Origin of the sequence: Nostoc sp. MG11, from assembly GCF_014904695.1 — a bacterium.
Classification (GTDB): Bacteria; Cyanobacteriota; Cyanobacteriia; order Cyanobacteriales; family Nostocaceae; genus Komarekiella.
In genome coordinates, this window is sequence record NZ_JACXXN010000024.1 from 57,062 (window position 1) to 75,731 (window position 18,670).

13 protein-coding genes are annotated in these 18,670 nt (G+C 42.2%); 3 read left to right on the forward strand and 10 right to left on the reverse strand.

Annotated elements, in window-relative coordinates:
* The first annotated feature begins 548 nt into the window (after positions 1 to 548).
* A complete protein-coding gene (gene murA / locus HCR01_RS25390; RefSeq protein WP_193198884.1) occupies positions 549 to 1,928 on the forward strand; it encodes a UDP-N-acetylglucosamine 1-carboxyvinyltransferase in 1,380 nt (459 codons plus the stop codon).
* Positions 1,929 to 2,037: 109 nt separating this feature from the next.
* Positions 2,038 to 2,913: a M48 family metallopeptidase gene (locus HCR01_RS25395; protein ID WP_193198849.1), complete on the forward strand. Its 876-nt coding sequence runs from the start codon at positions 2,038 to 2,040 to the stop codon at positions 2,911 to 2,913.
* 199 nt (positions 2,914 to 3,112) lie between these two features.
* On the opposite strand, the gene HCR01_RS25400 is transcribed toward HCR01_RS25395, so the two are convergent.
* On the reverse strand, positions 3,113 to 4,270 hold the full coding sequence (locus tag HCR01_RS25400) for a glycosyltransferase family 4 protein (RefSeq protein ID WP_193198850.1): 1,158 nt from the start codon (positions 4,268 to 4,270) through the stop codon (positions 3,113 to 3,115).
* A 65-nt stretch (positions 4,271 to 4,335) separates the two neighbouring features.
* Positions 4,336 to 5,505 carry a glycosyltransferase family 4 protein gene (locus HCR01_RS25405; protein WP_193198851.1) on the reverse strand — a complete coding sequence of 390 codons (1,170 nt, stop codon included), beginning with the start codon at positions 5,503 to 5,505 and terminating at the stop codon, positions 4,336 to 4,338.
* 981 nt (positions 5,506 to 6,486) lie between these two features.
* Between HCR01_RS25405 and HCR01_RS25410 the strand changes: the two genes are divergently transcribed.
* Complete coding sequence (locus HCR01_RS25410; protein ID WP_193198852.1) at positions 6,487 to 8,709, forward strand: hypothetical protein; 2,223 nt, start codon at positions 6,487 to 6,489, stop codon at positions 8,707 to 8,709.
* 188 nt (positions 8,710 to 8,897) lie between these two features.
* Here the strand turns inward: HCR01_RS25410 and HCR01_RS25415 are convergent, their stop codons facing one another.
* The 8 genes from HCR01_RS25415 to dps all read right to left on the reverse strand — a co-directional run bounded on the left by HCR01_RS25415 (position 8,898) and on the right by dps (position 18,561).
* Positions 8,898 to 9,299 carry a fasciclin domain-containing protein gene (locus tag HCR01_RS25415; RefSeq protein ID WP_193198853.1) on the reverse strand — a complete coding sequence of 134 codons (402 nt, stop codon included), beginning with the start codon at positions 9,297 to 9,299 and terminating at the stop codon, positions 8,898 to 8,900.
* A 357-nt stretch (positions 9,300 to 9,656) separates the two neighbouring features.
* The gene (locus HCR01_RS25420; RefSeq protein ID WP_193198854.1) at positions 9,657 to 10,394 is read right to left on the reverse strand and encodes a dienelactone hydrolase family protein; all 738 of its coding nucleotides are present in this window, start codon (positions 10,392 to 10,394) and stop codon (positions 9,657 to 9,659) included.
* Between the two features lie 88 nt (positions 10,395 to 10,482).
* The gene (locus HCR01_RS25425; protein ID WP_193198855.1) at positions 10,483 to 11,400 is read right to left on the reverse strand and encodes a helix-turn-helix domain-containing protein; all 918 of its coding nucleotides are present in this window, start codon (positions 11,398 to 11,400) and stop codon (positions 10,483 to 10,485) included.
* Positions 11,401 to 11,696: 296 nt separating this feature from the next.
* Positions 11,697 to 12,002, reverse strand: a complete 306-nt coding sequence (locus HCR01_RS25430; protein ID WP_193198856.1) for a hypothetical protein — start codon at positions 12,000 to 12,002, stop codon at positions 11,697 to 11,699.
* Positions 12,003 to 12,350: 348 nt separating this feature from the next.
* Positions 12,351 to 14,003, reverse strand: coding sequence for an apolipoprotein N-acyltransferase (gene lnt / locus HCR01_RS25435; RefSeq protein ID WP_193198857.1), 1,653 nt, complete (start codon positions 14,001 to 14,003; stop codon positions 12,351 to 12,353).
* Positions 13,984 to 16,584 carry a DNA topoisomerase (ATP-hydrolyzing) subunit A gene (gyrA, locus tag HCR01_RS25440; RefSeq protein WP_193198858.1) on the reverse strand — a complete coding sequence of 867 codons (2,601 nt, stop codon included), beginning with the start codon at positions 16,582 to 16,584 and terminating at the stop codon, positions 13,984 to 13,986. Before gyrA ends, lnt begins: the two co-directional genes overlap by 20 nt.
* A gap of 345 nt (positions 16,585 to 16,929) precedes the next feature.
* Positions 16,930 to 17,646, reverse strand: coding sequence for a pirin family protein (locus HCR01_RS25445; RefSeq protein WP_193198859.1), 717 nt, complete (start codon positions 17,644 to 17,646; stop codon positions 16,930 to 16,932).
* 342 nt (positions 17,647 to 17,988) lie between these two features.
* Entirely contained in the window at positions 17,989 to 18,561 is a 573-nt protein-coding gene (dps, locus tag HCR01_RS25450) for a DNA starvation/stationary phase protection protein Dps (RefSeq protein ID WP_193198860.1), read from the reverse strand.
* Between the last annotated feature and the right edge of the window lie 109 nt (positions 18,562 to 18,670).

An 18,670-nucleotide genomic window follows, 5' to 3' on the forward strand; every position in this document is an offset into this window, starting at 1 on the left:
TCAAAAAAGGGAATTGCTTTTGAGTAAAGAATATTTCTAGTACTCAGGAATTACTTACTGTAGCTCTCAGAAACATTGAAGCCAACGTAGATAATCTTAAACATCAAATTTTTCTTTATTGGCATTTTATTTTTCTATCGCCCATAATCATCAAGTTAGAGTAGTTTGATTCAAAAGATCTGCTATATCTTTATTTTCTAGCAAGTAATCGGGAAAAAATAGGGAAGACTGGGAGAAAGTAGTTTTGTGTCTTAGTAAGAGGTGTTTTTATCACATTAATTGCCAGACTACCAAAGATAAGATTGCGTTCTTTTTACTGAGTATTTAATTTTGCTCAAACAAAAGGTTATACACTCAGTTGACGTGGAATTTTTGAATGCCCATAAGACTGAATGCTACGTGTTTTCAGCCGTCAGTTTACACTTAAGACACTATTGAGCAATACAAGATGTGGTTTCAAAATAGTGGACAAATTGAATCTTTACTGTAGAATCAAAACCAACTTCAAACCTTGACAATTATGTATTTATTTTTTTGGAGGTAGGTTTATTAATCCTTCTAGCAGCTTACCAGATGCCAAATTTACTCCAGAAGCAGACTCCTCAGTCTTGCAAATTTGGGGTGGGCATCCTTTGCGAGGTCACGTAAAAATTAGTGGAGCAAAAAATTCAGCACTGGTGATCATGGCTGGAACTTTGCTATGTTCAGGAGATTGTCGCATCCGCAATGTTCCCTTATTAGCTGATGTAGATCGGATGGGGCAGGTTTTATCAGCTTTGGGTATTCGCTTAACACGACACGGCGATATCTTAGATATTAATGCCAGCGAAATTACAACATCAAAAGCTCCCTACGAACTAGTCACCCAATTGCGGGCAAGTTTTTTCGCCATTGGGCCGATTCTTGCACGATTAGGAGTAGCGCAGATGCCTTTACCAGGCGGTTGTGCAATTGGGGCCAGACCAGTTGATTTGCATGTCCGGGGGCTGCAAGCAATGGGAGCCGAAGTCCAGATTGAACATGGTATTTGTAATGCCTATGTTCCTGGTAGCAGTGGCAGGTTAAAAGGAGCCAAGATTTATCTGGACACTCCCAGCGTGGGAGCTACAGAGACTTTGATGATGGCGGCTACTTTAGCAGATGGCGAAACGATCATCGAAAATGCCGCACGGGAACCAGAGGTAGTAGATCTGGCGAATTTCTGTAATGCGATGGGAGCGAAGATTCAGGGTGCAGGGACAAGTACGATTACAATTGTTGGCGTCCCCAAGTTGCATTCTGTAGAGTACACAATTATTCCTGATCGCATTGAAATCGGAACCTTTTTGGTTGCTGGTGCTATCACTCGCTCAGAACTTACCCTTTCGCCAGTGCTACCAGATCATTTGATTCCCGTAATTGCCAAGCTGCGGGAAATTGGAGTGACAATACTTGAGGAATCGCCTAACTGTTTACGCATTTTACCTGCGGAAACTTTCAAGGCAACCGACATTGAAACCTTGCCCCATCCAGGCTTTCCCACAGATATGCAAGCGCCATTTATGGCTTTGCTGACATTAGCGGAAGGTGACAGCCTAATTAACGAATCTGTATTTGAAAACCGCTTGCGTCATGCCTCAGAGTTAAATCGTTTAGGGGCAGATATTCGCGTCAAAGGCAATGCGGCCTTTGTTCGAGGAGTGCCGATGTTATCTGGTGCGCCAGTATTAGGCACAGACTTACGGGCATCAGCAGCGTTAGTCTTAGCAGGACTAGCAGCCGAAGGACAAACCACAATTCAGGGATTGCACCACCTTGATCGCGGCTATGATCGATTCGATATGAAGTTGCAGCACTTGGGAGCTAGAATCTTACGCGTGGGAGATGTACCAGCTGATGCAGAATTAGCTGCCAGTAGCAGTACTCCCCCAGCATCGATTTCGACTTAGTAGTTAGGTGGGCAATGCCCACCCTACTTAAATCGCTATACTAGCTGTGGGAAGCTGTTTAGATAAACAGCCAGATTCCACAGTTGCGTTTTTTATAGCTTGCTGCACCATGTCCTTTTTTAAAACTCCGCTGATTGGTTTAAAAGCTGACTCATTTCGTCACCCATTAGATCTGGAAGCTACCAAAACTCTCAAGCAGATACCAGGCATAGACATGATGGTACGAAACTGGCTTGGGCCAATGGCAGAGCAGGTTTTTTATGTGGAAAATATTGCCTCTAGCATTTTGGTAGGTGAAAAACAACTGCCGGATTTACACAAGCTGTTGTTAGACGCCTGTAAAATCCTGGATATAGAGCCTCCCCAGTTATACGTTCGGCAACATCCGGCTCCCAACGCCTATACTTTTGCTGTTAGGGGTAAGCAACCTTTTATTGTGCTGCACACCTCGTTGATTGATATTCTGACACCAGAAGAAATACAGGCAGTAATTGCCCATGAATTGGGGCATCTCAAATGTGACCACAGCGTTTACTTGACGCCTGTAAATTTATTAATATTAGCGGCAGCAGTTGTCCCCAATGTCGGAACCTTCTTGGCTCAAGCGATACAGGCACAACTTTTAGAATGGGTACGCTGTGCTGAGTTTACCTGCGATCGCGCCGCTTTGTTAGCAACCCAAGACCCTAAAGTTGTCATGTCAGTATTGATGAAGTTGGCTGGTGGTTCCCCAATCTTGGCTCCACAGCTTAATCTCGATGCTTTTGTTGACCAAGCTCGTGCTTACGATGATATCAGTAAGACTGAACTAGGTGAAATGGTCAAAGCCGCCCGCACAGCCCAATTAACCCATCCAGTACCAGTACTGCGAGCACGAGAAATTGACCGCTGGGCAAGTAGCACAGAGTATCAATCTTTATTGCAAGGTCAAGGAACAAAGTATACAGATGAAATCTCACCCAAGGGCGGGTGGCGCAACTGGTAAGCTCACTAAAACTTTATCTGTACGATTAAACTTTGTGTCTTTGTGAACCAGCGCTCTCCGGCGGGTTTCCCAACCTAGGCTACTGGTGAACCCGGAGAGTGGTTAATTAATTATCACCACAGAGGCACTAGGGCACAAAGAATATTAAAAGTTGAACGCTATACCTTGCAGGGCTGGTGATGTGAAAATAACAAGGGATTTAGCCTGTAGGCTGATCTGAAGCGTATTGGGACAACAGTTGAGCAATTTGCTGATTAATAGTTGTCACATCAAAACGCTGACTAGCGATCGCCTGAGCATTATGAGCTATAGTTGCAGTTGTTTGTGCCTCCTGAAGACAGGTGGTAATCACTTGTGCAAGTTCCTGGGGTTTTCCTGGCGTCACTAGAAAACCATTGATCCCATGTTCTACTAACTCTATTGCACCCCCAGCTTTTGCTGCTACCACAGGGCGTCCGCATAGCATTGCCTCAACAATCACTCTACCAAATGGTTCTGGGGAAGTGGAGGTATGTGCTACCACTTCACAAGCAGCCATTAACTGGGGAATATCTGAACGAAATCCTAAAAATTTAACACGGTTTTCTAACCCCATTTCAGCAACTTGTTGATGTAACTGTTGCACATAATCTTGTTCGCCAAATAGTGCATCACCAACTAAAAGTGCTGTCACCTGTGGCGGACACTCAGCAAGCGCAGTAATTAAAATATGCTGCCCTTTCCAAGGTGCAAGACGGCTAAAGTGTCCGACTACAAATTGCCCTTCTAGTCCTAACTTTTGTTTTAATTGCTTAATATCAGATTCGCTAGTTTGATAGATTTTTGGTTCAAAGCCGTTATAAACAACTTTGATAATATCTGGGTTACCTCCCGCTTGCACAAAGGCTGTTTTACTAGCTTGAGAATTGGCAATTACTAATGATGCCAAACGATTAGCAAGGTTTATCGCAATACGAAGGTTTGTTTGGCTGAAATGTTCTTGAGAAAGAATATCGTGCAAATGATAGACCAGAGGGCGACGGCTGAATAAACTAGCTAATGCCCCAACAACTAATGCTTTTTGGGTGTTTGCATAAATTAAATCGTATTCACTAGCTCTTTTGACTACTTTAGTAATCAGCGGGATAATTTGTCCCAGACTTTTTAATCCTTGAGTCAAACTGCTTTCTTTGCGAACTTGAATTGTTTGCGTAGCGAGAACTTCTACCGGGATACTATTTTGCTGTAGTAAATTTTTAAATGATCCATCTGCAAATAGTCCTACAAGAGCGCGATCGCGATATGGTTTAGCAATATCTATTAAACATAATTCTGCACCACCTGGTTTACCACTTTGGTCTAAAAAAAGAATTTTCATATAATCTCCTTGTAATACCCCATCCTCGAATTTCTGTCTATAAAGAGTAGTTAAATTAAATTTCTTTAAGCTAATAGAATATTGCGTACTTGCTGAGCAATTTTACTCCAGTCGTAGTGTGTAGTGGCGTACTGACGACAGGCTTCTCGTGAAGGCATAGATATGTTTTCCAAAAACACATTTTCTAGTTTTTCAGTAATACTAGAAGCTTCAATAGAAGTAGTAATTAAATTGGGTGAAAAGTTCTCTAAAATTTCCGGCATTCCACCAACTGGAGTACACATAACTGGAGTACCACAGGCTAAAGATTCGACTATCGCTAATCCAAATCCTTCAAAAGATTGACTAGGCATGACGGTTAAATCAGCAGCTTGGTAAGCTATAGGTAACTGTTCATCAGGTATAAAACCTAAAAACTTAACATTGTCATCTAGCCCCAATTCTGTTGCTTGTTGTTGTAGTGTAGCTTGTATGTGTCCACGACCTGCGATCGCCAGCCAAATATCTGGAATTTTCGGTTTAATTGTCGCCACAGCTTGCAATAATTTATCAAGCCCTACTCGATGTACTAAACGACGGGATGTAAATAAAATACGGCGATTAGTGGGCCAGCCTAACTTTGTTCGAGCCTCTTGAGGTGATAAATTTGTTTGAAATTTGGTAATATCCACTCCACCGGGGATAACATGAATTTTACTCCAGGGAATTTGATATTTTTGATGTAGAATATTGCCAAATGCTTTGCTAAGAACAATAAAGCGATCGCAGCGGTTATAAGTACTTTGTTCTATCAGCCAATGCTTAAGAAAAATACTCAGTTTTTTATTAACAACTTCCTGCTGACTCTCCGAAGCCCAAGGGCCATGAAAGTTAAAAGTAATTGGTACTCCCTTCGGTAAAATATCTAAAATAGGAAAACTGTATAATGCAAAATGCAGATTAATTGCATCTGGTTTGCTAACTCTAGTTTTCTTAAAGTTCATGCGAATTGACCATAGTCTTTGCCAAATGGCACTATCTGGAGAAGCCAAGTTAGTTAGCTTAATTGGCAAATTTTGTTTACCTTCTGGTAGACCAACTCCACATAATTCAACCTGGTCTTGATTTGCTGCTAATTTATGAGTTAGTTCATAAATATATCTTTCTAAACCTCCGGGTGTTTTGGGAAACCATCCTAATCCTAGAGTGAGAATTGACGCAGATGTTGAATCAAAATTTTCTTTGTGACTTTTCAAAAATGTGTCTCCCATAATGTATTGAGCATGAGTTTATTAATTACACCAAGCTCAACCGCCTATTTTGAATTCAGCAGCCAATTGCTGATGCTAGTACTTATATCCTGCCATTCTATGCATTATCCGCACTTTTCAAGTAGCTTTGCATACAAATCTGATTTTAATTTGGGATTATTTAAAAACCTAAGTTATTAAAGTCAACAACTGCATACACATTATAAATAAGAGTTTATTTTTTGTAAGGACACTAATTTATAAACTATTTATATCTTTATGTCAACAATAAAAATGAAACACATATTCTGTTAAATAAATAACACTATCTATGATAGATATGATACTTGCATAATAATTGTATATCTAATTTTTTCATCATGTTGATCAGTGCTCATTCTATCAAAAGCAACAATTTTATATGAATAAAAGTAATTAGATCATCAATAATTTTGTATTAATATTTACTTAATATATTGTTTAAAAGTAAATATTAATACTTTGAATGATTCCGGTTAAAACTATTAATTTAAATTTGAAATATTGATATTATTTTCATAAAGCTTTAGTAAATGCTAAATCATTAATATCAATTCTTTGTTATTTATATATATGTACTGCTAAACGCAATCTCAGCAATTAAGTATCAATTATTTTCTGGGCTTAGATAGTTTTAAGTAAACAAACGCAAATAAATACAACTGCACAAAATAGTCAATATTCTATACCTAAACGTCGATATTATCAGGGTTTTGGATGTTAACAATTAATATTTATTTGCAGCAGTATACTTAATAATCTACATAGTCAGTCTGTATACATCTCAAAATGCAGGTATAGCAGAATACGATGTATTCAAGTTGTGATATTTAGCTGTTAATTACTGGTCTGTATGCTGTGATGTATATACAGTCAAGTGTAACTATGTTTTTTTTGGAATTCCAGAAAAAATGAGCATTTAAAAGGAATTACAAGCTTAGGAATTTTATGAAAAACAAATTACTACTAAAGTTAGAAAAATTCTGTCAACATCTCCATCAGCGTATCAAGAAGCTATCTCAAACTAGACGTTGGCACAAAAATAAAACTTTCAACTTTTTACTCAGTCTAACTGTCGGAGTAATTGTTACTTCCGTTGGAATTACAACAGATTGGGCTACAACTGGAACGCCTGCACTGACATACAAAACATCTTGGATAGGTAATACTTTCGGCAGTGGAAACCTGCGGGTACAAAACAATATAGAGGCCATGTATGTTGCTGCCGATGGCAAAGTTTATACTAACAGCCATTGGGATGAAGCTGGAGCAGAAGCACAAATATACAAAGATGGCAAAGTAATTAGTGCTATTGGTGATACTCACGGCTGGAGTCGTAGCGGTGGCAAAGCTGTGGCTGTAAATAGTAAATATATTTACATTGCCATGAGCCAAGGTGCAATGGATAAGGCAAAAGAAGATTATCCCTCAGAAGGAACAACTTGGTATTGCGTCAGACGTTACGACTTATCTGGAAAACCTGCACCATTTCCTGAAGGACGTGGCTGGGATAAAAGTATGTTAATCACCAGCACCAAAAGTGAAGTTACTGGATTAGCAACTGCGGGAAGCGAGTTGTATGTGAGTGATTTTGCTAGCGATCGCATTCGTGTCTACAATACTGACACAATGAAAGAACTTCGCAGCTTTAGCGTTGCTCGTCCGGGAGCAATAACCCTTGATAAACAAGAAAATCTGTGGATTATTCAAAGCAAAAATGGTAGCAACCCTGCTAAAATTCTGCATTATTCCCAGACTGGAAAGCAATTGCCTCAACAGATTGCAGATGTTGTCGAACCAACAGCGATCGCAATTGATCATCAAGGTAGGCTGTTAGTGGCAGAAAATGGGCCGCGTCAGCAAATGTTGACTTATGACATCAAAGATAAACCAGTACAGGTGAGTAGTTTCGGTTGCAAAGGTGGTGTTTACGCAGGTATTCCGGGGGAAGTCCAAGATTTGAAACTTTATGGTCTTACCGGAGTCGGTACAGATAGCGCAGGTAATATCTATATTAATAGTAATGGTTTCAACAAATCAGGAACGGATTTACGCAAATTCTCACCATCGGGAAAACAGTTGTGGCAATTACTTGGATTGATATTTGTCGATAATGCGGATGCTGATCCCAAAACTAATGGTATAGACGTATTTACCAAGCACGAACACTATTTGATGGATTACAGTCAGCCGGCTGGCAAACAGTGGACTTATAAAAGCTATACTTTAAACGCTGTCAAATATCCTCAAGATCCACGCTTGCATACATCGCCAGATGGAACCTTTGTTCGTCGCATCAAAGGTAAGCCTTTCTTGTTCCTCACAAATATGTATGGCAGCTTTCTGCAAATATATCGTTTCAATCCAGCTACAGATGGCAAAATTGCTATTCCAGCGGGGATGTTTGTAGGTAGTAATGGCGGAGATAAAAAATCCATCTCAGGAACTTGGCCACCGCAGCAACCGGAAAAAGGCGAGTGGATATGGCGAGATAGTAACGGTAATGGGGCGTTTGAAAAGAATGAGTATGATAGCAGTAAAGACTACCCCTTTATCGGCGGATGGTGGGTAGATAGCAAAGGAGATGTTTGGAAAGCCTTGCGTTCCCACGATGGTAATGGTATTAGGCATTATCCTTTACAGGGAATAGATGCAAAGGGGAACCCCATTTATTCCTATAGTTTGATGCAAAAGCAAACCACTCCGAAGATATTTACAGATTTGCGGCGGATCGAATATTTCCCAGAAACAGATACTATGTATTTGTCAGGCTTCACAGGAGAGCATCCTGCGATCGGTGACGATAATGGAGTCGTTGGTTCTGAGATTGCACGTTTTGACAATTGGAGTCGAGGAAATCGCACTCCTCGTTATCGGATTGTGATTCCATACGACACCACTGGCAAGCGTGAAGTGTCCACTGCTGCGATGAGTGTGGCTGGAGAATATGTATTCGCCGTGACAGTAAAAACCGCAGAGGTATATGTCTACAACGCAGCAACGGGAACGCAAGTACAACAGTTAAAACCTGGCCCAGAAGTTGGAAATGAAAGCGGCTGGATTGATATACCCTACGGTATCCGCGCTTTTCGGCGTTCAAATGGTGAGTACTTAGTGTTTGTGGAAGAAGATTGGAAAGGAAAAGTGATTGTGTATAGACTGATGGGGTAAGTAACAATCACTTCGTTGAGTGTTCGATGACTCAAAACGATTAAAATTGCGACTACAAGAAATTAAGTCCGCATTTGCTGATTTCATGCTGAAAGGACTTTTCAACTAGAGCAATATACCTAGATAGAATTTGTAGCTCAAAGAAAGTTTAAACTTTCTTTGAGCTACAAATTTAAGTAATTGCTTGCTTATGCAGGAATTAAAACTGTATCGATGACGTGAATGACACCGTTATCAGCGGCAACATCTGGTGTTGCAACAGTGGCATTATTTATTTTGACTCCATTAGAAGCGTCAATTTTCACATCAGAACCTTCAACAGTAGTAGCTGACTTCAGCTTAACTACATCGGATGAAAGTACCTTACCTGAAACAACATGATAAGTCAGGATTTTCTTGAGTTTTGGAATATCTTTGAGCAGTGCATCTACTGTACCTGCTGGAAGCTTAGCAAATGCCTCGTCAGTAGGTGCAAATACAGTAAATGGGCCAGCACCTTTCAGAGTATCTACCAAATTTGCAGCTTTGATTGCAGCAACTAATGTATTGAAAGACCCAGCATTCACAGCGGTATCAACAATGTCAGCCATGTGTTCTACCTAAAACTAATTTACATTCTGTTACAAACGTAACCTTTCTTAAAGTAGATAGTATCTACCTTTAGAGGTGTATCTAATCGTCTTGATTACGATAATAAAAATGTGTTTTTTTATACCATTAACTTCAGTGATATTATTCTTAATTAAATCTCGTTTTTAATTTTGTTTGTGAACGCGATCGCTTACTCATTGGGGTATAAACTGTACTGATTAAAAGCTAAGTTGAAGCTAAAACTTAACCTGCGAGATAGGATAACCGTATTTATTCTTTCAAAGACCTGAGCAGTTGAGTGGGACCAAAACACAAAATTTGTTATATAGAGCCATTGTGTCCAAAAAATTTGAAGTCTAGGTTCCTTCTCGCAGATGTTTATCAAAGAATCGTATCAGTTCATGCCAAGCATCCGCTGCCGCCAAGTGGTTATAGTCAGACCGTTCATGACAGAAAAAACCATGACCTGCATCTGGGTAAAGCTTTAGCCTGTAGTCTTTGCCAAGTTGTTGAAACCGGGACTCAATTTGTTGAATGCGATCGCGCCCAATGAAGGGATCGACACCCCCAAAGAACAAGTAAACCGGGACTGTAACGTCTTTCACAGCTTCAATCCATTCATCTGCAACCATACCGTAAAAGGGTGCTGCTGCCGCAATTTCAGTCGAGAACTTGCAGGCAGTCAGAAAGGTCAATCCACCTCCCAGACAAAATCCAGTCACGCCAACGCGATCGGGATACACATCTGATCGAGACTTTAGATCAGCCAACGCTGCTTGAATGTCTTCCTCAATAGGTTTGCCAAAATCCAAACGCCACATCATTGTCATTGCCTGGTCAACTTCGTGGTATGCAAACTTGTTGTTGGGCAACTCTCGATAGTATAAATCGGGCGTGAGAACAACATAACCTTCGCTGGCAATTCGAGTTGCTACGTCTTGGATATAGGGCGTTAAACCAAATGCCTCCATTAACAAGAGAACGGCTGGTTTTTGACCATCTTCAGGATGGGTAAACAAGAAAGCAGGCATCTGTCCATTGGGTGTAGAAATGAATACCGCTATTTGTTCAATTTTCGTGTTTGTGTCAATCATAGTCTTGAGTAGAACCTGTTGATACTGTAGAAAAGTTTCTATTCAGGACTCTAGAAGAAAGTTGCGGAATTTTTGGAAGTTCTTGCGGTCAGTCTTGCAACAGTTGTTTTGGAGTCATGCCAACCATGCGTTTAAAGCATCTTGTCAAATGGCTTTGATCGCAAAAACCTGTTCGCATCGCAATTTCTGCAATGCTTAGGTCGGTGTGCTTTAATAAATGTTTTGCCTTTTCAATTCGACGTTGCAGAATGTATTGGTGGGGTGTGATTCCCATCCTTTGCTTAAACAGACGTAGAAAATGGTAGGGACTGAGTTGGGCGATCGCACTCAACTCAACTAGCTTCAAGTCTTGATGGAGATGCTCATGAATATACTCTGCCACTTGTTTCAAAATGGCTTGAGATAGTCCATCTGAATAACTAGAAAGCTTCGGTTGTGTAGTGCAATAGTTTCGTAAAAGGTGAATCGCTATGGTTGTTTTGAAGCTGTCAATCAGCAAATCACCGCCAATTTTGTCAGATTCTAGTTCTTCTCTCAAAGTCGAGAAAATCCCTTGAATTAACACATCTTGCTGACTCATAAACCGAGGTATGAGTTCAATGCGATCAGGATTGACAAAATCCTGACCCACTTGTCGGAGCAATGCAGGTTCAATTGCCAAGACCATGAACTCAACGCAGGTAGTCCAGTTACAGCGATGGGAAATACCCGCAGGAATTACTGCAATATCTCCCGTTCTCCGCCTTTCCCGCTCCAGCTTTCCATCTAACCATCGCTCTCCTAATGCAATTTTGTTATCCCCTACTTCTTCGGGTGAGTCAGGAAGCCCACAAGCGATGACATGCATAGTATGTTGATGCTCGGCGATTTCAAATTTTGGCTGTTGATAAACTTCCAGATGCAGATGACTCCAGCCAGAACTTGAGAGGATAGAGGGTTTCGGCAAGAGTGAATTGGCGGCATTTGCTTGGCGATAATCAATAACTGGCACTTTTTGCACTGACATCTCAATTCCTCATGGCGATCTCGCTCAGTACTAACTTAAAAATGAGTGTAGAAGTGTTCCTTTATTGACTATCTCATTGGTAGCGTTTTGGTGACGATCGCCTTCAATGTGCCACTGAACAATGCGCTGGCGATCGCCAAACCGGATAGCATTGAAGACGCGAACCTATGAGCTAGATACCTGACCAACTGGACGTTCTGGAAGCAGGTTCAGACAATAGCAGCAGCGCTGACGATCACACTGTGCGATCAAGCAGTGAAATTATTTAGGGAATATACAACCGCGCTTGTTGTCCGTTAACTAATAAAATCTTTATGGGCAGCTACAAGCATTTGTGCTTGCCTCAAAACATTGCCAAATAAATAAGCAGGAATCTGCCAAGCTGCAACCGTAACTTCTTTAGCCATATCCTGTACGCTAATTGCGATTAATTCATGCTCTGGCGGCTCTCCCTCAATAGCACCAGACCAAGTAAAAGCTAATAAAAAATTATCGTATCCAGGTAAGCATGCAATCAAGCATTCTTCTTGTGCTGGTTGGCAAATAATCCCGTGTTCATTTGCCAGCGCTATTAGTTTTTGGAAGTTATTTAAATTAGTCATTCGTTCTTTGCGTATAATTTAAAAACAGTTTTATGATTTTGTCTATACCGTTAGTGGAATTATTGCTACTTTTACCAAGAAACGAGCTATAGCTACAAGAAATTTATCAAGAGTACTACTAACAGGAATTGAAAATTTTCTAGGATAAGAAGTGTTAAAAATATGTATATTCAGTTGTTAGGCGACTTATGCGATCGCCTACACTATGGCTACTAGAAAATTTTCCTAAAAAATAAATATTTAGGTGTCTAATCCGAGTTAGAAATTATTGGAATCTTATCGCAAGCGTCTAGTTGAATTAGCAACAATTGCTACTTTTCAAAAAAAATCTATGCCACCTATAGGCGATTATTTAATAACTTGCTCATAGTGGTCTTCATTGCCTTTCTCCACAAACCACCCGACAACACTCAACCCCAATAACAACGGTGTCAACCAATCACCCCAACGAACATATAAAGTCTGCGTCTGTCGGCGATAAATCGTTGCAGCATGAGTTTCGTAGGTATTATATCCAGATATCCACAAAGTTTTGCCGTGAGGATCTACAAAAGCTGAATATCCGGTATTAGTTGCCCGCACAGCCCATCTATCAGTTTCAATTGCCCGCATGATATCTTGTGCATGGTGCTGGAATGGCATGTGAGCGCTGTAATGAGCATCGTTAGAAGAACTGAGGATAAATTGCCCACCCGCAGCAGCTTGACGGCGAAATTGCTCTGAAAATGCAGATTCGTAACAAATACCGACAATAGCCCGACCAAAAGGGGTGTCAACTAGCTGATTTGCTGAACCGGGAATTTGGTGTGCATGCAAAGGCGATAAGCGCTGAATTATCCCGCCTAAAATCCCTTCAAAGGGAATATACTCCCCCAAAGGTACTAATTTGGCTTTGTCGTAACGGCTGACAATTTCACCATTACCATTAAAAGTAAACAAGCTAATTGTGTAACTGCGTCCCCGTTCTCCAAAAGCCCCAATCCAAGCAACTACGCCTTTTTCCCGCACTGCTGAGACTAAAGCAGTTCCCATCAAGTTACGCTGGAAAATAGGTAAAGCCCCCTCTGGTGTCAGAACTCCATCTACACCTTGATCTGCTAAAGTAATATACCCATTAGTGTAGTTTTCTTGGGCGCGACGAAACCCTTCAGAACCAAGCAAAAGTCGGTTAGGGATATTACCCTGAATAATCCCTATCTTCAATGCTGCTTCTGGCACTTGGGCGATAGGACGGATGTATAAGATTAAACCAATGAGATGTAAGGTAATTAATAGTCCCGTAGCAATCGCTAAGTATTGATTAACAAACCACCAAGGCGCAGCAGAAATCTTGGCGTCCTTCTCTTCGAGACGCTTCGCGTTGGCGGAGCCTCTCGCAGAGAAGGCGTTTTGGCGGTTCGTCCATCCCTCAGCAATCAAACCATTAATAGCAACTATCGCCGCTGTCACAGTATTCGGCCCAGAGAGTTGACCTAAATGCAAAATTACGAGATTGTACGGACTTTGTGTGTAAGCAAGAGAACTCCACCACAGCGGCCCGGCACTCCACAAACTCTCTAAACCGCACCAGACCGCTGTACCAATCAGTACACGTAGCCACGATTTGCGATCGCCCAGGCGAACCAGTACAGCCGCCCAAATAGTGACAAATACTCCACCTAAGACACTGATGAATCCCCAACAAAAAAGAGTGATTGCCAAACTTGGCAACCACGGAACACCCAGCCATGTCATGGGATGAATTCCCGTAATCCAAGATAGGGCGATACCGTGATAAGCGATACCCCAGAGCAAAGCAGGGGGAAATTGGTTTTTCCGTTGTGCAGAAGTAACAACCAAGACCCAGAGGGGGGCTAAGGCAACCCAGGCTAGGAACCATGCGCCGACAGGGGCGACGGTTAGCCCCATTAAAATGCCGCTAGTTAAGGCAATCAAGTAAGGGAGTGAAGAGGTTAACCTCTTCCCCTGCTCCCCCTGTTTTTTATTCTGCTTCTTCCGCATCACCTGTATCGGGAGGAACTATTGCCACTCCGGTAATGGCATCGTCTTCATCTAGGCGCTGCACTCTTACCCCGGTTGCCGATCGCGATTGTATAGAAATCGCATTCACTGCCTGACGAATAATAATACCGCGATTAGTGACCATCATAATTTCATCATCGTCATTGTTGACAATGCGGAGAGTTGCCAATTTGTCTTTGGTTTTGCGGTTTTTAAATTTGGTTGCCATTAAACCCTGACCGGCACGATTTTGCAGGCGGAATTGGGCAACTGGTACACGCTTGCCATATCCTCCCATTGTGATTACCAACACCCAAGGGCCGATACTGCCGTTGCTAGGTACTTCTGCGGATTCTTCATTAATTTCGATATCTTCAGTTTCGATAGTTTCGATATCTTCAACTACGTCGGCGACATCTGTATTCAAAGTTTCCAGAATTGCCGCAGGAAGAATATCCATTCCCACCAGTTCATCGTTATTATTCTTCAGTTTCATCGCTTTCACTCCACGAGTTGCCCTACTAAGAGGACGCAATTGCTCATGGGTGCATCGGAAGTGAATCGCCATACCCTGACGAGAACCAATGATGATGCTGTCTTCTACTTTAGCGCGTCGTACCCAGCGTAGTTGATCACCTTCCTCTAAAGAAATGGCAATCAGTCCATTGGCTCGAATATGGCTAAACGCCGCCAATTCAGTTTTCTTGATATTGCCGCCTTTGGTGAGCATTACCAGATATTCTTCGCTGGTAAACTCGTCAACGGGTACAATCGAGGTGATTTTCTCCTCGCGGGGAATGGGGAGCATTTGGACAATTGGTGTACCGCGACTCGTGCGCGAACCTACTGGTATTTGATACGCTCTCAGGCAGTAAACGACACCACGCTCGCTAAAGAATAAAATACTGTCGTGATCGCAGCAAGTCAAGAAATGCTCAACGGTATCATCATCTTTGACTTTGGCTGCGGCTTTGCCTCTAGTCGCGCGGCTTTGCGCCTCAAAGGTGTTGACCGGCATCCGTTTAATGTAACCTTGCTCGGTGACTAAAATTATTGCTTTTTCATTGGCAATGAGGTCACGATCATCTAATTCTCCTTCACCTGGTAAAATCACCGTACGGCGAGGTGTGGCGAAGCTGGTTTTTAGTTGTATAACTTCAGTTTCAATGATTTCCAGGACTCTTTCCCGCCGAGCCAAGATATCCTGCAAGTCGGTAATCTGCGCTTGTAAATCCTCGTGTTCTTGGCGAATTTTATCTGCTTCTAAGGCAGTCAAACGCCGCAATTGCATCTGCAAAATTGCATCTGCTTGCATTTCCGAAAGACCGTAGGTTGTGATTAACTCACCTTTGGCTGTGGGCGCATCAGGAGCATGGCGAATCAAGTTAATAATTGCATCTAATTGGGATAAAGCAATCAATAACCCTTGTAAGATATGGTCGCGTTCTTCAGCTTTTCGCAGTTCGTAGCGGGTGCGTCTCGCAATGGATTCAATGCGGAAATCCAAAAAGACGCTTAAAAACTCCTTGAGGGTGAGGATCTGGGGTTCGCTATTTACTAACGCCAGCATATTTGCGCCAAAGTTGGCTTGGAGTGGCGTTTGCTTGTAGAGGTTGTTGAGGACAACGCGGGGATAGGCATCACGCTTGAGTTCGATGACAATCCGCATCCCGTCGCGATCGCTTTCATCCCGGATATCTGCAATCCCCTCCAGACGCTTTTCGTTCACCATTTCGGCGATTTTTTCAATCAGCGCCGCTTTGTTGGTTTGGTAGGGCAATTCGGTGATGATAATTGCTTCCCTGTCTGGACGCCCCCGCTGTTCGACGGTTTCAATGTTAGCGACACCACGCATGGTGATGGAACCACGCCCTGTGGTGTAAGCTTCCCGAATCGCCGCAGTCCCCAAAATCTGCGCCCCAGTTGGAAAGTCTGGGCCGTGGATATATTGCATTAACTGGAGATCGGTGATTTCTGGATCGTGAATTAGCGCCACCAAGCCATCAATCAATTCGCCCAAGTTATGGGGCGGAATGTTGGTTGCCATACCCACGGCAATCCCAGAAGAACCATTGAGTAGCAACTGGGGGATTCGTGCGGGTAAAACTGTCGGTTCTTGCTGGGAACCGTCGAAGTTATCGGCAAAGTCTACGGTTTCTGATTCAATGTCGTGCAGTAGACCAGCACTAGTCAGAGCTTGCAAGCGGCATTCTGTGTATCGCATTGCCGCTGGCGGATCGTTGTCTACCGAACCAAAGTTACCATGCCCGTTAACTAAGGGCGATCGCATGGAAAAATCTTGCGCCATCCGCACCAAGGCATCATATACTGCTGTGTCACCGTGGGGGTGATATTTACCAAGTACTTCCCCCACCACACGAGCGCATTTCTTGAAAGGGCGATCGTGGAGCAGACCTAGCTCGTGCATTGCATAAAGAATGCGACGATGCACAGGTTTTAGACCATCCCTGGCATCTGGCAGCGCCCGACCCACTATCACGCTCATGGCGTATTCCAGATAAGACTGCGACATTTCGTTCCGCAAGTCTGTCGGGATAATCCTCTCCTGTGAGAATGTCATAACCTAAAAATCTCCAAAAATCTCAGATTTTAGCCTTTATACTCGACAAAGCGCAAAATTACTCTAATTTTCTCTTGAATAATTGCTATATTTTGATACAATTCTAGCATGTATTGCCTTTTTTTGCCCGGAGAGCTAACTCAGGTGTAATGCTAGACGCCTTGTATGGAGAGTGCTCAAAGGAAACACAGAGAGATTGGATTGAATTTTTTAGGCTTAACTGAACTGTACTGAATTTTAGTCCACTAAGCATGAAGTTGGGCTATTAGCCCAGAAATTGAATTCTGGGCTGGTAAGGCTATTAATTAAGATTGGTGTAAAATCTCAGTTTGGTAGAACTAGATATCACCCCAAATCAAAAAGTAATATTTCTGCACCAATGTTGGTGCTAATTTCTAGCTGTTCTTCACCGTTAATTTGCACACCATCGCCTGCTCTGAGTTCTTCACCATTTAAGTTTGCTATCCCTTTAGCCATTTGTAACCAAGCATAACGGTGGGGTTGGACATGATAATTAATAACATCACCTTCCTCCAAAACGGATGTGTATAAATCAACATCTTGGTGAATTGTGACAGCACCATCGCGCCCATCTTTAGCAGCAATTAAACGTAGTTTGCCGCGCTTTTCTTCTAGAGAAAAAGCTTTTTGTTCATATCTTGGTGCTAAGCCTTGCCGATCAGGAAGAATCCAGATTTGTAGCAAGTGGAGTGGTTCAGTTGGTGAGGGATTAAATTCGCTGTGGGCGATACCAGTACCAGCACTCATGATTTGGGCGTCACCGGGACGAATTACCGACCCTGTACCCAAACTGTCTTTATGCTCTACTGCACCTTCTAAAACATAAGTGAGGATTTCCATATCTCGATGGCTGTGGGTAGGAAATCCTGCACCAGGGGCGATGCGATCATCATTAATCACTCTTAGAGAGCGGAATCCCATCCGATTCGGATCGTAAAAACTCCCGAATGAAAATGTGTGGTAACTATCGAGCCAACCCATCTGAGCACGACCGCGTGCGTTCCGATCATGAATTAAGTGGTTAATAGTATTTTGAGACATAATACCTCGCTGTTAATGAGTTTTTAAGGTCAATAAATAAAGTATCTTTGCAATACTTTTCGGTGAAACATAAGGGTTTAAATTCATTACTTTTGTTCTTAACCTTTGCTTAGTCCGCGTCAGAGGTGAAGAATGCTGATTCAAAGAAGTATTGAGTACCTTTAGTAATGATCTTCTATAAAACTCGGCTGCATCGCTTTGCTACAATTCCAAGAGTTTTTTGAACTTTCTATACCTACTTTTGAACTATTTAAATAATAAAGTATATACATATAAAAAGAAAAGTACGCACTAAAAAGTAACGTACTTACCAAAAAGATACTACTGGATTTAGGAAAGTGTTTATCTTACACCAGCTTTTTGGGGAATTTTTGTAGTAGCACCTGCTGTGCCATTATCTCCCTTGATTTCTGATACTTGCAGATGAGCTTCCAAGAACCAGAGTCGCTTGTCAATGGTGCGAGAAATTTCAGTGTAAAGGTCAGCGGTATCAGCATCGCCTAATTCATTGGTTTTGTCGATCGCTTCCCGAATATGTTTAGCATAGGGTGCAAAGCGATCTGCCAATGCTGTCACATGCTCTTTGCCATCCAAAATATCAAAGGGATATTCTGGCAAAATCGAATTACTAGCTGCGGCGCGAGCTGTTCCTAAAGCGTATCCGCCTAAAGCTGTAACACGTTCAGCAACCATATCGACGTACTCTTCTAATTCACCAGCCAGTTCGTCAAACAATTCGTGCAGCTGGTAGAAGTCAGTGCCTTTAACGTTCCAGTGCGCTTGTTTTGCCTGGGTTTTCAGATCTAAAGTAGCCGCTAAAGTTTGGTTGAGAATCACCACAATTTGCACTCTTGCTGCTGCGGGAAGATCGATGCGGGTGGGATACAAACGTGATGAAAGGGTGTTGTCGCTCATGGTTATACGTTAATGCCTTTTACATCTAACTTTACAGATAGTTGTTAGCTATGCGAAACTCTCTGACGATAGATTGAATTAACGGCTGAATGTGTTACTGTAAATGACT

What these genes read in the sequence shown, in the direction of transcription:
- lnt (WP_193198857.1), bottom strand. Translation starts at nt 14,003, where the DNA reads ATGCGGAAGAAGCAGAATAAAAAACAGGGGGAGCAGGGGAAGAGGTTA.
- HCR01_RS25425 (WP_193198855.1), bottom strand. Translation starts at nt 11,400, where the DNA reads ATGTCAGTGCAAAAAGTGCCAGTTATTGATTATCGCCAAGCAAATGCC.
- HCR01_RS25445 (WP_193198859.1), bottom strand. Translation starts at nt 17,646, where the DNA reads ATGTCTCAAAATACTATTAACCACTTAATTCATGATCGGAACGCACGC.
- HCR01_RS25415 (WP_193198853.1), bottom strand. Translation starts at nt 9,299, where the DNA reads ATGGCTGACATTGTTGATACCGCTGTGAATGCTGGGTCTTTCAATACA.
- HCR01_RS25400 (WP_193198850.1), bottom strand. Translation starts at nt 4,270, where the DNA reads ATGAAAATTCTTTTTTTAGACCAAAGTGGTAAACCAGGTGGTGCAGAA.
- dps (WP_193198860.1), bottom strand. Translation starts at nt 18,561, where the DNA reads ATGAGCGACAACACCCTTTCATCACGTTTGTATCCCACCCGCATCGAT.
- HCR01_RS25420 (WP_193198854.1), bottom strand. Translation starts at nt 10,394, where the DNA reads ATGATTGACACAAACACGAAAATTGAACAAATAGCGGTATTCATTTCT.
- gyrA (WP_193198858.1), bottom strand. Translation starts at nt 16,584, where the DNA reads ATGACATTCTCACAGGAGAGGATTATCCCGACAGACTTGCGGAACGAA.
- HCR01_RS25430 (WP_193198856.1), bottom strand. Translation starts at nt 12,002, where the DNA reads ATGACTAATTTAAATAACTTCCAAAAACTAATAGCGCTGGCAAATGAA.
- HCR01_RS25395 (WP_193198849.1), top strand. Translation starts at nt 2,038, where the DNA reads ATGTCCTTTTTTAAAACTCCGCTGATTGGTTTAAAAGCTGACTCATTT.
- HCR01_RS25410 (WP_193198852.1), top strand. Translation starts at nt 6,487, where the DNA reads ATGAAAAACAAATTACTACTAAAGTTAGAAAAATTCTGTCAACATCTC.